Below are 20483 nucleotides of genomic sequence, written 5' to 3'. Positions count from 1 at the left end.
AATTGATCCTGTCCTTCAAGAGTTGATCACTCTGTTCATCAGGGCATTAAAATTGCGAGTTCATGCTCAACCAGAGGCGGCGGCCTTCCACCACATCATTGAACTGGTCAACACCGACACTTTTGTCAAACAGGTTGTAGATTGCGGCATTCAGTTTGACATTTTCGGAAAAAGCGTAAGAACCGCCAATATCGAAGGTGACATAATCATCATATTCACGGCCGACAATTTTGCCGTTTTTGTAAACCGCCTTACCGGCAGTACCGGTTCTAAAACCCGCATTGGTTTCCTTGCCGTGATAGGTTGCGGCAGCAAAACTTTCGAGCTTTTCAATCGGTGTTTGCCATTCGGCGCGCAGATTGGCTATGTGTTTTGGCGTTCTTGCCAAAGGCAGCCCCTCATAATCGCCGCTCTTTTGTTCGGAATGGGTGTAGGTGTAGTTGGAACGGATAGTCAAAACATCAATCGGTTTCCACGAACCGGTAAGCTCCACCCCTTGCATCACAGCATCGTCGATATTGAGGTTTTCATAAAGCACATAATTCGGGTCAACCGACCATTCAACCGGATTGCCATTGCTATCCAGAACCTGCCGGTTGGTGATTTTGTCTTTGAAATCGGTGTAGAAATAGGTTGCCCCCAATTCGAGATTATCAAGATTGTCCCAAATGGAGGAAAATTCATAAGAGGTACTTTTTTCCGCTTCCAGATTGTCGGCACCGACAATCACACCGCAGCGGTTGCGCCCTTTCGGGGGATTGCGCCCGTAAAAGCAGTTACCACCTCCGGTTGTATAAGCATATCCGGGTGCAATTTCACGAATTTCCGGTGCTTTGAAACCGGTTGAAACACCGCCTTTGAAAACCAGATTGTCGGTGGCATGCCAAACAGCATAACCGCGCGGGCTCCAATGTTCGCCATAAATCTGGTGGTGGTCCATACGCACCCCGCCGGTTAGCGAGAATGTATCGGTCAGCCACCATTCATCTTCGGCAAAACCGGCCCATTGTTCGATGGTAAATTCTTCATCAAGTCCGGTGCGCATACCGGGGTTCTGGTCGGTCAATGCCCCACGGTTGAATTGCCCGCCTGTTACCAATGTGTGGCGGCCAAAAATGTCGAACGGGGTAGTAAATTTGCCATCGACAACGGTGTTCCTTATTTCCGGCGAACGCAAATTGGCAACATAATCATGGGTCGGGCTGTCCCATGTGTAATTGGTGCGGCTTGCGGTTTCCTGCAACACGGAAAAATCGGCAGTGGTAAAGCCGTAACGGCCGGTATAGCCGACAACCCAATGGTCGCGATCATTCTTGTTATAGGTGTCAACCGGTTTGCGGCTGATATTTTCGGTTCGCTCGATATTGTGGCCCACCGAACTATAGCGGCGCAGCCTCGTGTGACCGGCTTCAAAGGTTAAATCGTTGTTTTCGTCCGGTGTTACGGTAACTTTGCCGGTAATGTCGATTTCCTTTTTCTTCGGCGTACCGGAAATAATATCATCTTCCTCGCGCCCCAAACCTCTTCCCCAAAGCTGCATTCCCACAACATCGGGCGCCAGAGGGCCGCCGACATAATAGCTTCCTTGAGCGGTATTGCCGAATTTGCTGTACTGGTTTGCCGTGCCATCAATGGTAAAGGAACCGGTCCATTTGTGCGGCACTTTGCGGGTGATAATATTGATAACACCACCCATTGCATCCGAACCGTAAAGCGACGACATCGGCCCGCGCACAACTTCAATCCGCTCGATTGCGGCAGCCGGCGGAATGAAACTTTGCTCGAAACCGGAATTGCCATTGGTGCGTGCTTCACGCGTACTCTGACGTTTGCCGTCAACCAGAATAAGCGTATAGGCACCGGGAAGCCCGCGAATGAAAATATCCTGTTCGGCAGCCGTTCCCGTCACTGCAACACCTTGAACATTCCTCAAGGCATCGGTCAAATCGCGGAACGACCCTTTTTCGATTTCCTCGCGCGGGATCACCGAAATACTGGCCGGTGCATCTTTCACATTCTGCTCGAAGCCGGTCGCACTTACCACCACTTGGCGTAACATTGTACCTTCATCGGCAAGTGGAGCGGGATTATCAGCCGAAGCGGCAGCAGCAGAATTCGAAGTGGCTTCACTATCTTCACTTTCCGCCTTTTCCCCCGTCGCGTTTTGCTTTTTTTTCGCAAGAGAGGGTTTGCTTTCTTTGCCATTATTGGCAATTTTTAATTCGTTATTGACGGTCTCGGCAAAAGCTGCGCCATCAAAAAACAGGCTTGTTGAAAAAAACGTGCTGCAAGCAAGTGCAACCAACATTTTCCGGCTTGCGTTGAAACCTTTTGCCCCCGAGAAGCTTTCACCCGCACTGAATTCTTTCCCCCGACCGCTTTCGTTTTCCGCTCTGAAATCTTTTGCCCCCGAGAGGCTTTCACCCGCACTGAATTCTTTTCCCCGACCGCTTTCGTTTTCCGCTCTGAAACCTTTTGCCCCCGAGAGGCTTTCACCCGCACTGAATTCTTTCCCTCGACCGCTTTCGTTTTCTGCTCTGAAACTCTTTGCCCCACCGAAGCTTTCACCCGCACTGAATTCTTTCCCCCGACCACTTTCGTTTTCCGCTCTGAAGCTTTGGGCAGCCATGTCTCGGTGGCTTTTCAAAATTTTCTTTTCCGTCATTACATTCTGACAAGACGAAAATTCCTGATCGTCTGAAAAATGTTCTCCTTCACCGTACCCGATCGACATACGCAATCCCTCGAATTTTAAAGTTGATAAAAAAGGTATAGAATTGAGAAACAGTTAAAAAAATATTTAAACCTAATGTCAACACTCAAGTTTTAGAATAGTTCGAATATACTGTAAAAAACATTTAATAATAGGAGCTTAGACGCGAAAAAAATAAATTCATGAAATATAGAATGCAACTTCCGGCATGTGGATAGTTTTTCATTTATCGTTCTACTATTTATTTATAGGGGTGAAATAAAATATATTTTCGAATCGCTAAGGGAACGATCGTTATATTTTTGATCAGATACGAAATTCACTCGATAGAGTGCCTGTTATTTGGTTGAAATATTATGAACGACAATCAGAAAAAATAGCAAAAAACGGCGAGAAAATCGGAGATAAATTTAAAGAAAGTCCATGAAAAGAACCAAAAATTTTAAGCCTTTATAATCCGGCATTAAACCGGCATGATCCGTTCTTTTCCGTTCTTGTCGGTCAAAAATCAGGGCTTTGTGCCCTGCAAGTTTGCAACATAACACTTGATTCAATCGGTTACGATTTGGCTTTTAAAAAACAGGTGGGCGGAACAGCAAAATATGAAGCGGCTTTTCGAAGTTTGAATTTCCAAAAAAATCCAATTTCCAAAAAGCCCGCGTTTTTAAAAAACGACTTTGAATTGATGCACGCCACGTTGAAGGCAATAGGCTCTCGATGGGTGATTTTCATTTTCGGCAAGAAACTTCGTAACAGTTTCCAAGGAAAACAAGAAACTTTGTCACACTTTTCAAGGAAACTTGCCCACCATTTGCCCAAAGGGAGCAATCAAGTTTCTTGCCGGTCTTTTTAGCATTTTATAATTTCAGCACTTTATGAAATGCAGAGGTTTGATGACGTGCAAGGTTTTGGAATTCAGCTTTCTTTACTTTCCCTTATATTGCTCATCGGTCACTTCTTCCATCCAGTCGGCACTTTTGCCATCCACTGTTTCCTGTATGGCATAATGTGACATGGCCGTGTCGGGGGAAGCACCATGCCAATGTTTTTCACCCGCTTCAAACCAGACAATATCACCGGCAAAAACTTCCTTGACTTCTCCATTTTCACGGCCAATAAACCCGCGCCCGAATGTGATAATCAAAGCCTGCCCCTTCGGGTGCGTGTGCCAATGCGTGCGTGCTCCGGGCTCGAAGGTGACATGACCGGCAAGAAGGTTAGACCCTTGATGCGGGTCGATTGCCGGATCAAGTCTCACCCGACCGGTAAAAAACTCTTCCGGAACTTTGCCGGAAGGGCGGCTGCCACTTCTTTTAATTTCCATTGTTTTTCTTCCCTGAAATGTAGTTTGGTTATGAATTCCGGCTTTGCTTTGGATTTCAATATTCAAGCGCTGCCAACAAAAACATTCTCCCAAACATTCTTCCAAACGTTCTTTGAAAGCGCATGAACAGTACCCGCAAAAACACTTTTCCAAACAGTCTTTGAAAGCGCATAAACATGATTGGCTGAAAGAGCAGGGGCTTTGCCGGTTTGGGCTTTCGCTCGCTCGGTCAAGCCAAGCGCCAACAAGTTTTGTTGTGAGCGGGGCTTGTTGTGAGCGGGGCTTGTTGCTCGCCCCGCTTTCTCGACTTAAAACCTTTTTCCGGAATAAAATTTTTAGAACACAAGCGTTTTTCAGAATGACGCCATGTCAATGACAAAGCGGTATTTCACATCGCTTTTGAGCATGCGTTCATAAGCCTTGTCGATTTCCTGTGCTTTGATAAGTTCTATATCGGCGGTAATGTTGTGTTTGCCACAAAAATCGAGCATTTCCTGTGTTTCGGCAATGCCGCCAATGCAAGAGCCGGCAAACGAACGACGTGCCATAATGAGGTTGAAAACGCCAACCGGCAAAGGTTCGGCCGGTGCACCGACCTGCACCAATGTGCCATTGACTTTAAGAAGGTCGAGATAAGCGTCGATATTGTGCTTGGCCGCAATGGTGTCGATAATCAAATCAAGCGTTTTTGCCGCTTTTGCGAGGTTCTCGCTGTCGCGTGTCAAAACCACATGATGGGCACCAAGACGACGCGCATCGGCTTCTTTGGAAGGCGAGGTGGTGAGCATCGTCACATCCGCCCCCATAGCGTGGGCAAGTTTCACCGCCATATGCCCCAAACCGCCAAGACCGGCAACACCCACTTTCATGCCTTTACCGGCTTTCCAGTGGCGCAAGGGCGAATAGGTGGTAATGCCTGCGCAAAGGAGCGGTGCGGCTCCTGCAAGATCAAGATTTTCCGGCACCGACAAAACAAAGTTGTCGTTCACCACAATGCGTTTGGAATAGCCGCCGAAAGTATAACGGTCTTTTCCGGTTTCAGGGTCTGGGCTGTTATAGGTAAGGGTGTTGCCCTTTTCGCAATATTGTTCAAGTCCGGCGCGACAGCAATCGCACGTTCCGCAGGAATTGACCATGCAGCCCACACCCACCGTGTCACCTTCTTTGAAACGGGTTACTTTTTTGCCCACGCGGCGCACCTTACCGACAATTTCATGACCTGGAACACAAGGATAAAGTGTGCCCGCCCAGTCACTGCGCGCGGTGTGAAGGTCGGAGTGGCAAACGCCGCAATAGAGAATTTCAATATCCACATCATGGTCAAGCGGGTCACGCCGCTCGAATGTGAAAGGGTGGAAGGTCTGGTCAGCTCCGTCAACGGCAAATGCATCACATGTAAACATATAGGAAATGTCCTTTGAATAGTTGTTTTACTATCGGTTTTTCTTCATTTTGCTTTTTTGTTTTTTACTTTTTTATTTTCCGGTTTTGAATACCGTTTTTACTTCTCCGGCTTTTTTTAAAGCTCAAGCGGCGGTATTTCATCCGAAATTGAAATCATCCGGTTTCATCCTCTTTCCTTGCTCAAGCAATTATTCGCTTTTTCTAGCGGTTTTATAAGCGCAATTCTTGTTTAAAAAATTCCGCTCTTTTTAAATCCGGTTTCCCCAAGAAAATGACGGTCAAGAATGAAACGGTTTAACCGCAAATAGAAAGCGTCAATTCTATTTCCGGTTGTTTCGGGCTCAATTCTTTTTCCTGTTAATAACAACTATATTCTTCAAGATGAATTTGATAAGCTCTATCAAGATCATTGGGCTTATGAATATTTTTCATAAAACCCGACAAATGAAAAATAATTGAACGGCAAAATAATCGAACGGCAAAATAGAAAGTAGCAAAATGGCAAAAGTGGCTTTTATCGGTTTGGGTGTGATGGGTTATCCTATGGCAGGGCATTTGAAAAAGGCCGGCCATGATGTGACGGTTTATAACCGCACGGCAAAAAAGCCGGAAAAATGGGTGGAGGAGTTTCACGGCAAAAAAGCCGATACACCGGCCGAAGCGGCAAAGGGGCAGGATATTGTTTTTGCCTGTGTCGGCAATGACAATGATATAAGAGAAGTCACAACCGGCAAGGATGGCGCGTTCAAAACAATGGCAAGGGGGAGTGTTTTTGTCGACCATACGACAGATTCGGCAAAAGTTGCCCGCGAGCTTGAAGAGGAAGCCAAAAAATGCAGCATCGGTTTTATCGACGCGCCGGTTTCAGGTGGTCAGGCCGGTGCAGAAAACGGCAAACTCACCATTATGTGCGGTGGTGAGAAGGATATATTTGAAAAAACTGCCGATGTCATGAAAGCCTATGGCATTTCGGTAAAGCTGCTTGGAAAAAGCGGTAGCGGGCAATTGTGCAAAATGGTCAACCAGATTTGCCTTGCCGGTGCGGTTCAGGGTCTTGCCGAAGGGCTTGCTTTCGGCAAAAAAGCCGGTCTTGATATGAACGAGGTTCTTGATGTCATTTCCAAGGGGGCGGCCGGTTCATGGCAAATGTCAAACCGCGGCACCACTATGGTTGAAGGCAAGTTCGATTTCGGTTTTGCTGTCGACTGGATGAGAAAAGATCTCGGCATCTGCCTTGATGAAGCGCGCGCTAACGGCGCGGTTTTGCCCGTCACCGCTCTGATCGACCAGTTTTATGCCGATATTCAGGCAGAAAATGGCGGCCGGCTCGATACATCAAGCCTGATCAAGAGGCTCCCGCAATAGTCTCGTGACAGTCATTCATCTGCTGCAATTGGCTGCGTGGCATTCCGGTGAATGCGCTGCGCTTTCATTGCCGGTCAAATAACAAGCCGCCTGCTTTGCCTGAACCATTCTTGCAAGCGGCGGCTTTATTCGCCGTTTGAACCCGCGCAGCAAAATCGGCCGGTTCAACACCCATGCGTATTTCATTGAAAGCGTGGGTCGAAGAGAAGAATCCGGGGCGTGAACCCAATTCCGGAAGCTCCAAATGTGCCAAAAGAAGAAAACTCGTGCCTTATTTTATCGTGCCTGATTTCATATCTGTCTCGTGCGGGCTTTCAAGGTTGAACCGCGAAGAATCAATTTGCTTTTCAAAACGGTTTGCCGCACAGGTTTTAACGGGTTTTCAAGTCTTTCCATCAAACAATGATAGGCTTCGCGGGCAATGTCGCCAACCGGCTGGGCAATGGTGGTAATGCCGTTAAAGACAAGTTCCATCCATGGTTCGTCATCAAAGGCGGCAAAAGCCAGTTGATCGGGCACAACAATACCGGCTTTTTCTAAAAATGCCGCCGCTTTCAAAGCGAGAACCCCGTTGGTGACAATGAGCGCATCGCTATCGGGATTAGTTGCGAGCGCGTTTTTTAAAGATTTCGCCAAATTATCTTTTCCGTGTTTTATGGCTACACTTCGACCGGAAAGGTGAAGCGCCCTGATTGCGTCATCAAAGCCTTTTTGCCGTTCAAAACCGGTTCGGCTATCCGCTCCGTAAAGGCAAAGAATGTTTTTCCGGCCATTTTCATAAAGGTGGTGCACAAGTTTTTTGGCGGCAGCATGATTATCGATCAGTACTGAATCATAAATCATTTCATCGGGCGTGCGATCAACAAGAACAAGCGGGCGATGGAGTTTTGCCGGCTTTTCTTTGCGGCTTGTTATGTGTTTGCGGCTTGTTAAAAGCGTGGGAGAAAGAATGATGCCGGCAACATTTTCTTCCTCCATCAAGTCGAGATAGGCCTTTTCCTGCTCGAAATTTTCATCCGTATTACATAAGATCACATGCTGGTTTTTCGTTTTTGCTATGTCGTCGATTGCGCGGGCAAAGCGGGTAAAAAACGGGTTTCTGATGTCGGCAATGATAAGGCCTATCATATCATTGCTATGCCCTCGCAAACGGCGGGCGGCAAGGTTCGGCCGGTAACCGGTGGCAAGGATTGCCTTTTCCACTTTGCTTTTCAATTCATGGCTCACAACTTTACCGGAAACAGCACGCGAAACGGTGGCAACCGAAACACCGGCAAGTTTTGCAACATCCTTAATTGTGGCAGCCATTCGATTTTTCTTTCTTTCTTGGTGCCTGAACACGATAAATAGGCGTTTTTTCCTTGAAAACGTTTCCAGAATTTGCTGTAAAATTATATGACAGAATTAAACAGTTGCTTGATATTTTTCAAGAAAACGTTTTCAATTCATTTTGAAAAAGCCCGAGGGAGGAAACCCGTGGCAGCAGCATCTGAAAAGACAGCAATTCTTTCCGAAAATGCAATTTTGTTGAATGCGGATTTTCCCGACAAGGAGTCGGCCATTCTTGCCGCCGCTCAACTTCTTGTTGATGAAGGCGCAATTGAACCGGCTTATGGAAAAAGCATGTTGGCGCGTGAAAAAGTTGCCAATACGTGGCTTGGTTCGGGCGTTGTCATTCCCCATGGCATGGTGGAAGACCGCAACCTTGTCAATCGTGATGCGATCTCGGTTATTCAGGTGCCAAACGGGGTGGATTGGCAAAATGGCGAAAAGGCAAAACTGATTTTTGCTATCGCCGCCAATTCCGACGGCCATATTGAAATTTTAAAGCGGCTCACCCGCCTTCTCAGCCATCCCGACGCGTTGCAAAAACTTGAAACCACGGGCGACAAATCGGCCATTATGGCAGCCCTTGTCGAAAATGACGATGCACCGCAAAGTGAGGCTGCCGATCTTCGAGTAACCAAAGAATGGGTTCTTGATTATCCGTCGGGTCTTCATGCGCGTCCGGCGTCGATCTGGGTGGAATTTGCCAAAAAAAGCGGGCAGAAAATTCTGGTTCGTAATGGCAATAGTCAGGCCGATATGACAAGCCTTGCCGGCCTCTTGCAACTGGGCGGGAAAAATGGTGACACGCTCGTTTTTTCAACCGATGCGGAAAATGGTGAACAGCTTCTGGATGATGCGGTTTTAATGGCAAGAAAAATCACCTTGAGCGAGCGGGAAGCGGCCGAAAAGGCGGACGTAAAACCGAAGAAAATCTATGGCTTCCGGCCACCTTCAGGAAAAGCGGGAATTGACGGCCTTTCGGCAAGCCCCGGCCTTTCACTTGGTACAATTTTCATTCTCGAAAACGGGGCAGGCGAAGTTGAAGATAAGCCGGAGAAACTTTCTGAAGATGCAGCACGGCTTGAAAACGCTTTGGGGCGCACCAAAGACAAGATGAAAGCGATTGTTGATGATGTGACCCGTCGCATCGGCGCGTCGGATGCTGCCATTTTCAAGGCACAGGCCACCCTTCTTGATGATGATAACCTTATCGCTTCTGCCTGCCATTTGATGGCGGAAGGCCATGGCGTGGCATGGAGCTGGAACAAGGCGGTCGAAGAGGCGGCCAATGCCCTTCAACATATGGATAATCCTTTGCTTGCCGCCCGCGCGGTGGATTTGCGCGATGTCGGCGGGCGCGTTCTCGCCGAAATCGACCCGCTTTATGCCAAAGGTTCGTTCGAGAATATCGGTAACGGGGCAATTATTGTTGCGGAAGATTTAACACCCTCTGATACGGCCAATCTTGACCCTGAAAAAGTCCACGGTCTCATCACGGCATCGGGCGGGCCAACCTCCCACACCGCCATTCTTGCACGCACTTTGGGGATTCCTGCGCTGGTTGCAGCGGGAAACAAGGTTTTTGAAGCAAAGAATGGCGAAAGCGCGATTGTCGACGGCTATAACGGCATTTTATATCTTTCGCCCACAAAGGAAGATGTCGAGGCTGCACAAAAGCAAATCGTCAAATTGGCAGAAGAGCGTGAAAAGGAAGTTGCCGAACGTGCCAAGCCCGCAAAAACCACCGATGGCCATGTAATCGACATTGCCGCCAATATCAACCGCCCCGATCAGGTTGCCTTTGCATTGGATGAGGGGGGTGAAGGTGTGGGGCTGATGCGCACGGAATTTTTGTTTCTGGAAAGCACCGAAACGCCCGACGAGGAAACGCAATTTAAGGTCTATCGCGATATGCTTTCGGCATTAAATGGCAAATCGCTCATTATCAGGGCGCTCGACATTGGTGGCGACAAACAGGTTGCCCATCTTGATTTACCGAAAGAAGATAATCCGTTTTTGGGGGTGAGAGGTGCGCGGCTTTTATTGCGCAGAAAAGACCTGCTGGTGCCGCAATTGCGCGCAATTTATCGCGCCGCCAAAGAAGGCGGGGATCCGTGGATTATGTTTCCGATGATTATGTCGGTGAACGAAATTAGAGAGTTGAAAACGCTTGCCGAAAAAATCCGCAAAGATCTTGCCGCGCCGGTTTTGAAAATCGGCATCATGATCGAGGTACCGGCGGCTGCCATTATGGCCGATATTTTTGCCCCCCATGTCGATTTCTTTTCAATCGGCACCAATGATCTCACCCAATATACCATGGCGGTTGACCGGCAAAATCCCGATCTTGCGGCCGAGGCTGACAGCCTCGACCCGGCGGTTTTGCGGATGGTGGAAAGAACGGTTGCAGGGGCAGAAAAAGCAGGAAAATGGGTAGGCGTTTGCGGCGGTATTGCCGGCGACCCGTTTGGCGCGATGCTGCTTTCCGGCCTTGGTGTCAATGAATTGTCGATGACCCCGCGCGATATTGCAACCGTCAAGGCAAGGCTCAGGGCAAAAAGCCTTGCCGATATGCGCAAACTTGCCAACAAGGCTTTGCAATGTGAAACCGCCGAAGAGGTTCGCGCCCTTGACGAGGCCAAGTCATGAAAATTGCAACACTCACCGTCAATCCGGCAATTGATGAAACAATCCATTTGAAAAAACTTGAACGCGGCCACGTCCACCGTGCCGAAGAGGCACGTTTCAATGCGGGCGGCAAGGGGATTAATGTGGCAGCCTGCCTTGCCGATTTTTCTGTCAAAACGGCGGTCACGGGTTTTCTCGGAAATGCCAATAGCCGGCTTTTTGAAGAGCTTTTTCAAAGCCATCATATCGAAGACCGCTTTATTCGCTATGAGGGGGAAACGCGCACCAATATCAAAATCGTTGACGAGGGCGAAACCACCGACATCAATTTGCAAGGGGTAAGCCCGACGGTGGAAGAAATCTCGAAATTGCAAAATATTGTCGATGATTTTGTCGCCGAAGGGGCGCTTATTGTCATGAGTGGCAGCCTTCCCCCGAAAATGGATCCGCGTTTTTATAGAAACGAGGTTGAAAGGGCGGGAAAAGGCGCAAAAATTATTGTCGATTGCAGCGGAAAAGCGCTTCAGGAATTGTTGAAAGCGGAAAAACTTCCCCTTGCTATCAAACCCAATATTGACGAGCTTTCAGCCTTTTCAGGTCAAAAGCTTGAAAATGAAGGCGAGGTTTTAAACATTGCCCGCTCCTTGATTGAGCGTGGAATGAAGCTTGTTGCCGTCTCTATGGGCGAAAAAGGCGGGCTTTTTGTTTCCCGTGAAGGGGCAATCCACGCGCAATATTCGCTTTCGGGCGTCAAAAGCACCGTCGGGGCGGGCGATGCCATGGTTGCAGGCATTGCAAAAAGCATTTCCGACAATGCAAAACTTGAAGATATTGCACGCCTTGGCACAGCCTTTGCGGTTGGCAAACTTCAAAAATTCGGACCGGCTTTGCCGGAAAAGACGATAATCGAAAATTTGGCTCAAAAGGTAGAATGTCGGCAGGTCGGTTGATCGCCGCATTTGAACGAGGAGAAGAACATGACTTTGATAGCCTTGATAGATGGTGCGGGCGGTGATGTGCATAGTTTGCTTGCTCGCGAAGTTCTTCAAAAAGCCGCAAGCGAAAGGGGCGCACTTTTAAGCCTTGAAATCGTCGAGCCGGGAAGTTTGCCGCGCATTCCCAAAGATGCCGGTTCCGATACATTGCTGCTTGTCAGCAACAATCATGATTGGCAAAGCGATCACATCAAAAGCTTCAAAGGGCAATTGCAAAGGGTCACATTTGAAGAGCTTTTCAAAAACCCTTCTGCCATTATTTTTCCGAAAGATGGCGAAAATATTCTGGCAAAAAACGGGACAGAAAAAACAGCCGGTTCCGATGAATTTCGTCAGGATTTGAATGGCGCCAATCGCAGTCTTAAGATTGTCGGGGTAACATCCTGCCCGACAGGCATTGCCCACACATTCATGGCGGCCGAAGGGCTGACAGAAGCGGCCAAAGCTTTAGGCCATGAAATCAGGGTTGAAACGCAAGGGTCGGTCGGTGCCGGTACACCTTTGACGTCAGCCGAAATAGCCGCGGCCGATCTTGTTATTATTGCCGCAGACCGTGAGGTTGACCGCACCCGTTTTGCAGGAAAACGCGTTTATTCCTGCCCGACAAAACCGGCCATCAATGATGGCCAAGCTTTGATAAAGAAAGCCATTGAAAGCGCCGAAGTGCAAAAGCAGAAAGCGGTTCAGGACGGGGAAAGTGCTGAAATGAGCGAAACTGCCGGCGGTGTCTACAAGCATTTGATGACCGGTGTTTCTTTCATGCTTCCCTTTGTTGTTGCGGGCGGGCTTTTGATTGCATTATCCTTTGCCATTGGCGGCGTTGGGGTTACCAGTCAGGAAGGCACATTTGCCAATGCACTTTTTGTCATCGGCTCCAAGGGCGGTTTTGCGCTAATGGTGCCCGCACTTGCTGGCTTTATTGCCTATTCGATTGCCGACCGGCCGGGCATTGCACCGGGGATGATCGGCGGGTTATTGTCGCAAAATATCGGCGCCGGTTTCATTGGCGGCATTTTTGCCGGTTTCATTGCCGGTTATTCGGTTCGCCTCGCCATCAAATGGATCAAATTGCCGAAAAGCTTGCAAGGCTTGATGCCGGTTCTGGTCTTGCCACTCATTGCCACATTGATAACCGGCCTGTTGATGATGTTTGCCATCGGAACGCCGGTCGCAGCACTGCTTAATTTCCTCACCGAATGGCTCAAAGGCCTGCAAGGCACCAATGCCTATCTCCTTGGCGCCATTATTGGCGGCATGATGGCGGTTGATATGGGCGGGCCGGTCAATAAGGCCGCCTATGCAACTTCGGTTGCACTCATTTCATCTGGCGTTTATGGGCCGATTGCCGCAACCATGATTGCCGGTATGACTCCGCCCATGGCCTTGGCACTTGCCGCATGGCTTTTTCCCAACCGCTTTACAACCGACGAACGTTCCTCGAAAGTATCAACCTTCATTCTGGGGCTTGCTTTCATTAGCGAAGGGTCCATTCCTTTTGCCGCACGCGACCCGTTCCGCGTCATTCCCGCACTTGTTGTGGGGTCTGCTGTTGCCGGTTCCATTGCTATGGGGCTCGGCACGGGCCTGCGCGCACCCCATGGCGGCGTATTCCTTGCCTTTATTCCGGGTGTCGTTATCAATTATATCGGCTATTTTGCAGCCCTTATTATTGGTACCATTGTCACCACAATTGTGCTCGGGGTTTTGAAACAACCGCTTGTTACGGCAGAAAAAAAGGCCTGAACAATATAGCTTCCTTTCCGCCATATGGTTTATGGCGGAAAGCGGCTTCATGCGAAAAGTAATTGACTAAAACGAGTTTTACAAAATTTTGCTTGGGGCGCGAGGTCACAAAACCGGAACAGCTTTGTTGGGAAAAAACGCCTTGCCGGTGCGACGCTCATTGCCCTTGCTCCCTTCAAACTTGCTTTCAATTGGCCACAATGAAATCTGGCATTTCGGCGATAATCAAGTAGAACAGCTTATCAGAAAAAAGTTTTAAAACTTTCATTTAGTAAGTCAAAAGCACTTGCTGCACCAATTCATTTTGCCTTTAAAAACCGGAGGCGAAAGTTTACGACCTGTACTAAAAACATTCCTTTTAAAACCTTAAGTTGTGGAAACGTTGTTGAATAAAGACGTGCAATAAAAACATTGCCTTTACTTGCTTTTTTCCCAGTGAGAGATTTTATTAATTGGCGCATTGTGGCGGGCTTTTTTAAAAGCTTCTCGAAACGCAAGCAAGTAAGGCAATCTGAAAGGCAAAGCCGGTGGCAAATAAAAAACAGAAATGGCAATCGCCTATGACTTTGATGGCACATTGGCCGACGGGAACATGCAGGAAGCGCAGTTTTTGCCTAATATCCGTATGAAGCCGAAAGACTTCTGGAAAGAGGTCAATCAACTGGCAAAGAAAAATCAGGCCGATAACGTGCTCATCTATATGACACAGATGCTCCGCAAAGCCGATGAGGCAGGAATTTCTGTGCGGCGTGAAGATTTCAAGAAATTTGGCAAAACGGTCAAATTGTTCAAAGGTATCGAAAGCTGGTTTCAACGCATCAACCTTTACGGAAAATCAAAAGGTGTGGATGTCAAACATTACCTGCTTTCTTCAGGAAATTATGAAATTATTGCCGGAACGGCGATTGCAAAAGAGTTTTACAAAATTTACGCCTCCAAATTTTTGTTTAACCCCAGTGGTGCTGCTTTTTCTCCGGCCTTGGCTGTCAATTACACAACCAAAACACAATATCTTTTTCGCATCAACAAAGGCGCGTTCGATCTGAGCGACGATGTCAAGGTCAATCAATATGTGAACAAGGCAGACCGTCCCGTACCCTTTGAAAATATGGTCTATATTGGAGACGGAACAACAGATGTTCCCTGTTTTCGCCTTGTCAAAGATCAGGGCGGGCTTTCTATTGCGGTTTATAAAGCCAATAAAAATGGCGCACACGAAACGGCATCGAAATATATTGATGATGGCCGTGTCCAATGTGTTTTACCGGCAAATTATTCGGAAGGCAGCAAGCTTGAAGAGGTGATCAAAGCCAATATTGATGTTGTTGCCGCACGCGCTGCCCTTAAAAATCTGCTCTATCATAAAAAACAACCGCGAAAAACCCGCGCAAAAAAGAGCGATCAATAGTTCGGAATTTTAAAGAACCCGCAATTCTGCCAATCCCGCCAATTTTGAAAGCAGGAAATATTAGTCAGAACAATCCAATCTTTTTGATTGGTGGGGCAAAATCTTTCCGGAAAAACCACTGGAAAATTGCGCTGCAAAAGTCTTTTAAACACTGTCAACTGTTTTGCGATTGTTTGTAGCTTGCCTGATTTTCAAAAAACCGCACTAAATTAATGTGAGCAAAATCCGCTTCTTTTTGCCAAACGTGCAACGCCTCTTTAAAAAAATTGTAAAACCATCTTCAAACCAATAAAGCCTCATTTGAATAGCGGAAGGTCATCGGGAATATCGTCAAGTTTATCACGATAGAGGCTCACAAAAGTTTCAAGATCACAAAGCGTCCCAAGATCAGAAGCACCACTGTTCGCGCTTTCGTTTTTTTGCGGTGTTTTGGCGCTCTCCTGTTTTTCCGGTGCTTTAACACCCTTTGCTTTTTCCGGCGTTTTATCCCCTTTCTCGTCCATTCTGCCGGTTTCATCTTTTCCGGATAAACTGCATTCCGGATTGGTATAAATTTCGCGGGCAATCGGGTTTTTCTCTGAAAGTGGCGTTAAAAACCGCCATTCGTCAAGTGTTCGCGCAGCAAATGACAATTGCACAGCCAAGCGGCCGGTTTTGTTATTTTTATAACGCTTGAATATCAACATGCCACCGGGGGGAATATCGTCTGCCGGATAGGAAGCAAGTTTCCAATGAAAATCCAATATGGTTTTGATTTGTGAAATATTGGTGTCGTGGCCAACAAATATAACAAGAGGGGACCCGAGTTCTGGATAGCTTTCTTCATTTTCCGCCACGCTACCGGCAATAAGGCTATCGGTTATTTCATGCATTAAAATATTGCCGCCGGTTCTTGCAATTTCCATTGTATTGTCGAGAAGATCATATTTTGCCGCATGAAGGCTCATGAGCTTCAACACATCGCCCGCATTTTTTACGTGCCCGAATGCCACATCATGAAGGGGTAATCCCTCACTATATTGCAAGCGGATTGTCTCCGAAATTGCACTGGCAGACGAGACAGGGCCGGTCAATTTGTATTTTCCGGATTTTGTTTTTTTGAAGCCCCATTGTTCATCCAGAAATTGGCAGTCTTTCGGTTTTTTGCCACACACGGTTTGGCGCAATAGCGCCACATCATCGGCATATTTTTGTGCCGCTTTTTCGGGCGAGCCGCCCATGGCTTCCATCACTTCATTGTCAACCTTTTTCGGGTCCGGTCGCGCCAGCCCCATTTCCACAGATTGAAAAAGCGGGTCTTTTTTTTGAAGCGGCAAATGGCTTGGCGTTATACCGCATCCGGGAAACATCCCGTCGGTTAAAGCTTGCGCTGTTGCAACAGTCCGCTCGATAGGGCTTGCCCAGATGAAGACTTCATTTTTTTTCGGGCAAGGGGAGGAGAGTGCAAGGCCTTCGCTTTTCCAGTTTTCAAACATATAGCGGGATTGGTCGACGATACCGGCGTATCCATGGCCGCTCAAATTGCCGTCTGGAACTAACCATTGCGACCATTTCTTGCCGGTTGCTTGATCGAGTTTTGCGGTGTCGTTTTGCGGGCGCACGCCATGGCGCATTAAAACCACCACCTTGTCCAATGTGTAATCAGAAAAATCATCACCGGCTATCGCCTCCGGCTTTGATATAGACAAATTCAACAATAGAACGACAATGAAAACCGCCATCAAGCGGCATATTTTAGCCCGCAAAAAACGGATTGTCGCAATAGACATGTCGGTTGATTTTTTCATTGTGTGATCGCCTTCAAGCTCCGGCTTCAAAAAAATCGTCGTTCCACTCGAAAGAATGTCGTCAATTTTACAAATAGTCATTACGCGCTTTTTTGACAGGAAAAACGCAAAAACAAGCCGAATATTTTCCACCGCTATTTCAGCAAAAACGCATTATGCTTTTAAAAAATCGCATCTTTTTTCTTTTCCACCAAGCACAAAGTGGCCGGAATGATGACAGGTCTTCTAAACGAATAATACGTAAACAACCACGAAGCCCGTGCGAGAAAAAATGTGCGAAAAATAAATGAAAGTACAATAAAAAACAGCCCCCTGAGGAGCTGTCTTATTTGGTGCATATCTAGCTTGTTAACAGCCAGACCGCATTTTCTAATCTGTGAACATTAAATTATATGAAAATAACCAGTTGTCAATAGTTTTTTATTCTTGCTTATTTTTTCCTCTTGTTTAAATTTTTCAACGATTTTGCGTGAGGGGAGCGGTTATGACTGCAGAAAATTATTCCAATGTTCGTTTTTCTTTCGATATTGGCACGAATTCCATCGGCTGGGCGGTTTTTCAATTAAACGACAAGCGGGAAGCGGTAAAAATTCTCAATGCCGGTGCACGTATTTTCAGCGATGGTCGGGATCCGCAAAGTGGCGACCCGTTGGCGGTAAGGCGGCGTACCGTTCGTTCGGCTTCCCGCATGCGCGACCGTTATCTTCGTCGCAGGAAAAGAACATTGGATAAATTGATAGGCTATGGTCTTCTGCCTGAAGATAAAGCCGCGCGTGATAAAATACTTCTTGAAACAAATGACAAACCATCCGGTTCTAGAGATAAAAAGACCGACCCCTATTCGTTAAGAGCACGGGCACTTGAAGAAAAATTACCCTTGGCTTATGTGGCGCGTGCACTTTTCCATATCGGGCAAAGGCGCGGCTTCAAATCCAACCGTAAAGCCGACCGTAAAAGCAATGAAAAAGGCAAAATTGCTGTCGGTATTGAAGAATTGTCAGGCTTGATGCACCAAAGCCACGCACCGACTTTGGGCGCTTATCTTGCCAAACGGCGGGATGAGGGGCATGTTGTGCGCCTTCGGGCCAATTCCGAAGCGTTAACGGATAAGGCTTACGCCTTTTATCCCGAACGTTCCATGCTTGAAGACGAGTTCCGCAAAATCTGGCAAGCGCAGGCAGAATATTATCCCGATGTTTTAACAAAAGAGCGGGAAGAAGAATTGTTCCATGTCATGTTCTTCCAGCGCCCGCTTAAAGAACAAAAGGTGGGCTTCTGCACCTTGGTTGAAGGCGAAACAAGGCTTGCCAAAGACGACCCGCTTTTTCAACAATTCCGCCTCTATAAAGAAATCAATGAATTGGCGATTATCCTTCCCGATCTGTCACAACGCAAATTGACCATGGAAGAGCGCGATACACTCATCACATTGATGCGTCCGGCCAAAACAAAAACATTTGCCGCACTTCGCAAAGCATTAAAAATTCCGGCAGGCGGGCGCTTTAATAAAGAAACCGAAAATCGCAAGCAGTTAACCGGCGACGAAGTCTATTCGGTCTTTTCAAAACCGGAACTTTTCGGGGGTGATTGGGGCAAATTTTCAACAGTGCAACAGCGCGAAATTATTGACCAACTCAATAATGAAGAAAATCCCGATAAACTCGAAGAATGGTTGAAGGGCAAATTCCCGAAATTGTCGGATGAACAGCGGGCTGAAATCATCAATGCCAATCTGCCTGACGGTTATGGGCGTTTCGGGATTACAGCAACATCCAGAATTCTGGAACAAATGAAGAAGGATGTGATTAGCGAAGCCGAAGCCGCCCATCGTTGCGGTTTCGATCATTCATTGGCAAATCGCAATTGGAAGGGATTGGACGAGTTGCCACGCTATCAGGAGGTTCTGGAACGCCATATCGTTCCGGGAACCGGCGACAAGAATGATATTTATGACATTTATAAGGGCAGGCTCACCAATCCCACAGTTCATATCGGGCTCAATCAGGTTCGTCGCCTCACCAACAGGCTCATCAAGGCTTATGGCAAGCCGCAGCAAATTGTGGTGGAGCTTGCGCGCGATCTACCCTTGTCGCAAGAGCAAAAACGTAAAGTTAATAAAACGATCAAGAATAATACGGATGCAGCTATAAGACGTTCCGAACAACTTGGGGAAATCGGCAAAAGAGACAATGGTTATAACCGGCTATTACTGAAACTTTGGGAAGAACTCGGAGATGACCCGAACGATAGAAAGTCCATTTATTCAGGAATACCTATAACCGAACAGATGCTGTTTTCCGGCGAAGTTGAAATCGATCATATATTGCCTTTTTCAAGTACGCTTGATGATAGTTATGCTAATAAAATTCTCTGTCTGCGTGAAGAAAATAGATTGAAAAGCAACTTTGCGCCGGCAGATGTCGGAAAGTGGCAAGATCACTATAATGAAATCCTTGAGCGGGCAAAAATATTGCCAAAAAATAAGCAATGGCGTTTTGCACTCGGTGCAATGGATAAGTTCGAGGACAAGAGCGAATTTATTGCCCGTCAATTGACAGATACCCAATATCTGGCAAAGCTTGCCCGCGAATATTTTGATAGCCTTTATCCGGGGGAAGAGGCGAACGCGGATGGCGAGTTCAAAAAAGTTCAACATGTATGGGCAATTCCTGGCAAGTTAACAGAATTGCTTCGTCGCAATTGGGGGTTGAATTCTCTGCTAGCGGCTGAAGGTGATGAAAACGCAAATAGCCCTAAAAACCGTAAGGATCACCGCCATCATGCCATTGATGCCATGGTGATCGGCGTCACAACGCGCTCGCTTTTAAAACGTATTGCAACGGCTGCCGGAAGGTTCGAGGGCGAAGATTTCGAGAATTTTGTCAAAAAGGCAGTTTCCGAAATTTTGCCGTGGGAGAATTTCAGGAACGACGCGAAAGACGTTGTCGATAAAATCATCATCAGCCATAAGCAGGACCATGGCACAATAAGCCGTGCCGGTTACGCTCAAGGCAAGGGCAAAACCGCCGGACAGTTGCACAATGAAACAGCCTACGGTCTAACCGGTGAAACGGATGAAAAGGGCAACAAAATTGTTGTCACGAGAGAGAATTTCCTGTCGCTCGAAAGTAAAGATATTCCAACAATTCGTGACACGAATTTGCAAGCCGAGCTTTATAGTGCAACGCAAGGTTTGGACAAAAAGGAATTTCAGGAAGCTTTGCTCCGTTTTGCACGTGATCATAAGCTTTATAAGGGTATTCGCCATGTCAGGGTACTCCTGCCTCGTAATGTCATTGAAATAAAAGACAAAAATGGTGAACCCTATAAAGGCTATATGGGAAATTCAAACTATCGCTATGATGTTTGGGAAACTTTGGAAGGCAAATGGAATAGCGAAGTTGTTTCAATGTTTGATGCGCACCAACCAAAATGGAGTTCGCAATTCCATAAAAATAACCCGACAGCACGAAAGGTGTTGAGCCTGCAACAAAATGATATGGTCGCTTATAATGATCCGGAAAAAGGACATGTGATTGCCCGCATTGTCAAATTCGGTCAAAACGGTCAGATATTTTTCGCTCCCCATAATGAAGCGGATGTATCGAGGAGGGATTCAAATAAAAACGACCCCTTTAAATTGACTGTTAAAACAGCAACGGGGTTGAAAAAAATGCAATTCCGGCAAATTCGTGTGGATGAAATGGGGCGCGTTTTCGACCCCGGTGCGCAGGACAGAGAGTCCAAACAGGCAAGGTCATAGGAAATGAACCCTGTTTATAAAAAA

At 47.2% G+C, this 20483-nt stretch carries 12 protein-coding genes; 6 read left to right on the top strand and 6 right to left on the bottom strand.

The features are described 5' to 3' along the window. Positions 1 to 46: 46 nt before the first annotated feature. The 3 genes from BBC0178_RS08710 to BBC0178_RS08695 form a co-directional block, all read right to left on the bottom strand. A complete protein-coding gene (locus BBC0178_RS08710; protein ID WP_078040437.1) occupies positions 47 to 2308 on the bottom strand; it encodes a TonB-dependent receptor domain-containing protein in 2262 nt (753 codons plus the stop codon). A gap of 1330 nt (positions 2309 to 3638) precedes the next feature. Further along, complete coding sequence (locus tag BBC0178_RS08700; RefSeq protein ID WP_078040436.1) at positions 3639 to 4037, bottom strand: (R)-mandelonitrile lyase; 399 nt, start codon at positions 4035 to 4037, stop codon at positions 3639 to 3641. Between the two features lie 353 nt (positions 4038 to 4390). Continuing rightward, positions 4391 to 5440 carry an NAD(P)-dependent alcohol dehydrogenase gene (locus BBC0178_RS08695; protein ID WP_078039865.1) on the bottom strand — a complete coding sequence of 350 codons (1050 nt, stop codon included), beginning with the start codon at positions 5438 to 5440 and terminating at the stop codon, positions 4391 to 4393. Positions 5441 to 5924: 484 nt separating this feature from the next. On the opposite strand from BBC0178_RS08695, the gene BBC0178_RS08690 reads away from it, so the two are divergent. Beyond that, positions 5925 to 6806: an NAD(P)-dependent oxidoreductase gene (locus BBC0178_RS08690; RefSeq protein ID WP_257787879.1), complete on the top strand. Its 882-nt coding sequence runs from the start codon at positions 5925 to 5927 to the stop codon at positions 6804 to 6806. A gap of 64 nt (positions 6807 to 6870) precedes the next feature. Here the strand turns inward: BBC0178_RS08690 and BBC0178_RS08685 are convergent, their stop codons facing one another. Both BBC0178_RS08685 and BBC0178_RS08680 read right to left on the bottom strand, forming a co-directional pair. Then, a complete protein-coding gene (locus tag BBC0178_RS08685) occupies positions 6871 to 7059 on the bottom strand; it encodes a hypothetical protein (protein WP_078039863.1) in 189 nt (62 codons plus the stop codon). Between the two features lie 38 nt (positions 7060 to 7097). Then, positions 7098 to 8114: a LacI family DNA-binding transcriptional regulator gene (locus BBC0178_RS08680; protein ID WP_078039862.1), complete on the bottom strand. Its 1017-nt coding sequence runs from the start codon at positions 8112 to 8114 to the stop codon at positions 7098 to 7100. A gap of 168 nt (positions 8115 to 8282) precedes the next feature. On the opposite strand from BBC0178_RS08680, the gene ptsP reads away from it, so the two are divergent. The 4 genes from ptsP (at position 8283) to BBC0178_RS08655 (ending at position 14909) form a co-directional block, all read left to right on the top strand. Further along, positions 8283 to 10784, top strand: a complete 2502-nt coding sequence (gene ptsP, locus BBC0178_RS08675) for a phosphoenolpyruvate--protein phosphotransferase (protein ID WP_149867462.1) — start codon at positions 8283 to 8285, stop codon at positions 10782 to 10784. Continuing rightward, on the top strand, positions 10781 to 11713 hold the full coding sequence (gene pfkB, locus BBC0178_RS08670) for a 1-phosphofructokinase (protein WP_078039860.1): 933 nt from the start codon (positions 10781 to 10783) through the stop codon (positions 11711 to 11713). The genes ptsP and pfkB overlap by 4 nt, the downstream gene beginning before the upstream one ends. A 27-nt stretch (positions 11714 to 11740) precedes the next feature. Next, positions 11741 to 13501, top strand: coding sequence for a PTS fructose transporter subunit IIC (locus BBC0178_RS08665; RefSeq protein ID WP_078039859.1), 1761 nt, complete (start codon positions 11741 to 11743; stop codon positions 13499 to 13501). Between the two features lie 547 nt (positions 13502 to 14048). Further along, on the top strand, positions 14049 to 14909 hold the full coding sequence (locus BBC0178_RS08655; protein WP_078039857.1) for an HAD family hydrolase: 861 nt from the start codon (positions 14049 to 14051) through the stop codon (positions 14907 to 14909). Between the two features lie 296 nt (positions 14910 to 15205). Here the strand turns inward: BBC0178_RS08655 and BBC0178_RS08650 are convergent, their stop codons facing one another. Then, positions 15206 to 16777 carry a histidine-type phosphatase gene (locus tag BBC0178_RS08650; RefSeq protein WP_149867461.1) on the bottom strand — a complete coding sequence of 524 codons (1572 nt, stop codon included), beginning with the start codon at positions 16775 to 16777 and terminating at the stop codon, positions 15206 to 15208. A 403-nt stretch (positions 16778 to 17180) separates the two neighbouring features. Between BBC0178_RS08650 and cas9 the strand changes: the two genes are divergently transcribed. After that, entirely contained in the window at positions 17181 to 20459 is a 3279-nt protein-coding gene (cas9, locus tag BBC0178_RS08645) for a type II CRISPR RNA-guided endonuclease Cas9 (RefSeq protein WP_078039855.1), read from the top strand. Positions 20460 to 20483: the final 24 nt, after the last annotated feature.

Origin of the sequence: Ditibartonella apihabitans, from assembly GCF_002007485.1 — a bacterium.
In the GTDB taxonomy this organism is placed as follows: domain Bacteria; phylum Pseudomonadota; class Alphaproteobacteria; order Rhizobiales; family Rhizobiaceae; genus Bartonella; species Bartonella apihabitans.
This window is presented reverse-complemented; position numbering and strand designations above follow the sequence as displayed.